3 protein-coding genes are annotated in these 3,976 nt (G+C 54.8%); 1 reads left to right on the top strand and 2 read right to left on the bottom strand.

What is annotated here, in order from left to right:
* Positions 1-344 (bottom strand): hypothetical protein (locus tag ABX962_RS31970; RefSeq protein WP_372725697.1); only part of this gene is annotated, 344 nt, incomplete at its 3' end.
* A 657-nt stretch (positions 345-1,001) separates the two neighbouring features.
* Positions 1,002-2,558, bottom strand: a complete 1,557-nt coding sequence (locus tag ABX962_RS31965; RefSeq protein WP_372725695.1) for a mercuric reductase — start codon at positions 2,556-2,558, stop codon at positions 1,002-1,004.
* Between the two features lie 364 nt (positions 2,559-2,922).
* Between ABX962_RS31965 and arsS the strand changes: the two genes are divergently transcribed.
* Positions 2,923-3,975 (top strand): arsenosugar biosynthesis radical SAM (seleno)protein ArsS, encoded by a 1,053-nt coding sequence (arsS, locus tag ABX962_RS31960; protein ID WP_372725693.1) that lies wholly within the window; start codon positions 2,923-2,925, stop codon positions 3,973-3,975.
* The last annotated feature ends 1 nt before the right edge of the window (position 3,976 follow it).

Genomic DNA, 3,976 nt, shown 5'->3' with positions numbered 1-3,976 from the left:
TTTAGATCGGTCAACGTCAGCGGACCGAGCGTCAGATCGGATCGCTGGATCATCGCGTCAACAATGATGGGGTTCAGATCACAGTCGCTGGCAACCACCGAACGCAAGTAGTAATAGCCAGGCCCGGACTCCCGGGTCTGCATCTCGTAGATGGCCAAAACCGCAGGGGGACGATGTTCCGGTAATCGCAGCAAGCGCCATAACATCGTCAGCGAACTGACCGGATGCTCGGGAGGAACCGTTTTGATGGCAACAAAAGGTTTCATCGGTACCGCAACCCCATCGATGTGCCCGTCGATAGGTCCGCCAATAAATTCGACCGCTCGCAAGTAGTTGGTAGACATCAGCTCATCCCCCCCTCATGACATTTTGCTTATCAATTAGTGCAATCGATGTGCCATTTTATTGAGTTTGTGGAAGCTAAATAAACGATCGGTTTGACGACACGTTATTGCTTCCTCGGAACGCCCCTACTGCGGTGTTGTGCTTCAAATCGATCTGAGCAAACGGACGTTTGTCGATCATGCTTCCATTTGCCTGTGTCACCGCCGCACATCCGATCTCACTTCCCACCTCACCACGGTCTTGCTTGATCCCTGAGGCACGGTTTGCTGTCGTTATCTGACGGCAAAGGCGACTTCGCGGGGGGACGACCGCACGGCGGCATGATGACGCCGTGGATCCGTAACTTGGACCGTCGTTGACGCGATTTCGAAAATCAGGGACGAGGAAAACGTGTCCCCTCGTTCGTGACCCTTCTTTGCGGGCAGCCGAGGGCTTGCGAAGCAAACGAAACTTCAAACTTGTGTCGCTTCCATCCTGCTATCCGCCCGGTTCGCTCGCGATTGCGTTGGTTCCGGATCGCATTGAAGTATATCCACTCGGATGTAAGCAGTGGTGATCAATTAAGCATCGAGAATAAGAAAAATGCAAAAATTGTTGCCACCGCGTCGCCGCCCAACCGCAACTCCATCTCGGCGGGTGGAGGTCACGAGATCAATCTACTTGCCAACGTTCAGTCGCCGCAGCACGTTGAGCATCGTTTTACTCAGTGCAGTCAACCGTGTACGGCTGAATTGGTCCCCTAGTTTTCGGATCGCCTCGGCCTGCGTCGGATACGGGTGAATTGCGGCACCTATTTTTCCCAATCCGATACCTGCGGTCATCGCCAGCGTGATTTCAGAAATCATGTCTCCCGCGTTCTCCGCGACGATTGTCGCGCCGACGATCTGGTCCGTTCCTTTCTTTGTCAGCACTTTCACAAACCCGTCGTCCTGACCCTCCAAGATGGCGCGGTCGACGTCGCGGAACGGCTGGATATACGTATCAATTTCGATCCCCGCCTCGACCGCGTCCTTTTCATACATGCCGACATGTGCCACCTCGGGCGACGTGTAAGTGGCCCAGGGAATGACCAAGTCACTCGCTTTCTTTTTTCCAAACGGTCCGACGGCGAACAACGCGTTCTGTATCACGATCCGGGCCTGGAAATCCGCCGCGTGCGTGAACTTGTATTTCGAGCAGATGTCGCCTGCGGCGTAGATTCGGGGGTGAGTCGTTTGTAAGTGGTCGTTCACCTCAACTCCCGTTTCGTCATATTTGACACCGACCGCTTCGAGATTCAGCCCTTCGGTGTTCGGCGCACGTCCCACAGCGACCAGCAATTGATCGACGACCACCTCCTTGGCTTCGCCCTTTTGCGTCACATGAACGCGAATGCGAGAATCCGCTTCGGCACTGACCTTCATGTCCACCGCGTCCAACAACACATTGACACCATCCTGTTCAAAGTGTTTTTGCACGATCGCGGCCGCATCGGAATCCTCGCGAGGAAGCAGATGACGTCCGCGTTCAAACAAAAACACCTCGCTGCCCAAGCGAGCGAACGTTTGAGCCATCTCGCTGCCGATCGGTCCACTGCCGACAATGCCAAAGCGTTTGGGTAATTCCGTCAGCGAAAACAAATTTTCGTTCGTCAGATACGAAACCGTGTCGAGTCCTGGGATCGGCGGCGCCGACGCACGAGCTCCCGAAGCGATCACCGCTTTCTTGAACTTCAACTCGCTGACGGAACCATCTTCGCGGGTCACGCTGAGCGTGTGGTCGTTGACGAACGACCCTTTTCCGAAAAAGACATCGATCCCCAGCTTTGAAAATCGCTCGGCCGAATCATTGGGGCTGATCTTGGACCGCAATCGCCGCATCCGCTGCATCGCTTTTCCGAAATCAACCTCGACGCCCTGTGGAACATGTACGCCGTAGGGTTCGGCATCACGAACCGATGCAGCCACTCGCGCCGCACGGATCACGCCTTTCGAGGGCACGCAGCCCACGTTCAAACAGTCCCCCCCCATCAACTCACGCTCGATCAAGGCAACGCGAGCCCCCAATCCCGCTGCGCCCGCCGCGGTCACCAGTCCCGCGGTTCCTGCGCCGACGACCACCAAGTGGTACTCGCCGCTCGGTTCCGGATTGACCCAATCAGGCGGATGAACGTTGGCTTCGAGCGACTGGTTATACTCGTCGTGAGGTTGCAGTTGAATCAGTTTCGAAGACATCGATGATTCGCTTTTGGTAGAAGTGGGTTGGTTGATAAGTTCGCTGTTCGTCGACATGCTTTTAGCCTATTTTGATAGTTGTACCCTGCACACCGATCGCAGATCGATCAGCGACAATGAACCAAAGATGATTCCGTTAGCTGGGGGGACGCCGTGACCGCCGACTCCTTACAAAAAGTTCGTTGGAAAGATAAATGAGCGACCGTTTTTGCTCTCCGACAACGAATTCGGTGTTTTTCGAATCTTGGATGTAAGGAAAGACTCGCCACGGCGTCGTTGTCACAAAGCAGAAGTGGAGAGCGTTTTCCGGCGCGGCTGCCACCCTAATTATTTCTCGTCGCATTAAAGAGTTTGTTGATCGCTCATGTCGCAACCCAAAACATCGCTGCAACATCGTGGTAACCCGCTGGCCAACCCGACCGAGCAATTGGTTGTGCTGATGCCGCCGCGTGGTACCGAAAAGTTCGCGGCGAAGCTAAGCGAATCAGGAGTCGAGCGGCTCGCCAGCGATCGTATCGAAATCTTGCAAGTCAATATCGGCAAACTTTGCAACATGACCTGCAGCCATTGCCACGTCGACGCAGGTCCCGATCGCCGAGAAAACATGACGCGAGAAACCGTCGATGCGTGTATCGGCGTCTTGCGGGATCATCCTCAAATCGGAACGCTCGATTTGACCGGAGGCGCGCCGGAGATGAATCCAAACTTTAAGCACTTTGTTCGCCAAGCAAGATCGCTCGGACGGCATGTGATCGATCGCTGTAACTTGACCATCCTGTTGGCCAAAGGGTTTACCGAGATGCCCGAGTTTTTGGCTGAAAACCAAGTCGAAATCGTCGCCTCGCTGCCTTGCTATTTGGAAGAAAACACCGATGCGCAGCGTGGGGACGGCGCGTTCTCGAAGTCGGTCCAAGCCCTAAAACGACTCAACGATCTTGGCTACGGTCACCCCGGCAGCGGGTTGATATTGACGCTGGTCTACAACCCGGTCGGCGCCTCGTTGCCGCCAAACCAACAATCGCTCGAGTGTGCCTATCGAAAAGAGCTCGACGCTCGCTTTGGAATTCAGTTCAACCGTTTGTTCACGATTACCAACATGCCCGTCAGCCGCTATTTGGAATACTTGGTGCAAACGAACGAGTTTGACACCTACATGCAGAAGCTTGTCGACGCCTACAACCCCGCCTCGATCGACGGCTTGATGTGCCGCAACACACTTTCGGTCGGCTGGGATGGTCGGCTGTTCGATTGTGATTTCAATCAAATGTTGGATTTGCAAGTCGACCACGGCAACCCGACTCACATCCAAGACTTTAACTACGACGCACTTTCCAAACGCCAGATCATCGTCGGCCAACATTGTTTCGGCTGCACCGCCGGTGCCGGATCGGGCTGCCAAGGCGCGATCGCCAAATAAC

The organism is Novipirellula sp., from assembly GCF_041583735.1.
Classification (GTDB): domain Bacteria; phylum Planctomycetota; class Planctomycetia; order Pirellulales; family Pirellulaceae; genus Novipirellula.
Note: the sequence above shows the minus strand (reverse complement) of the source record. Positions and strands in the feature narration are given on the sequence as shown.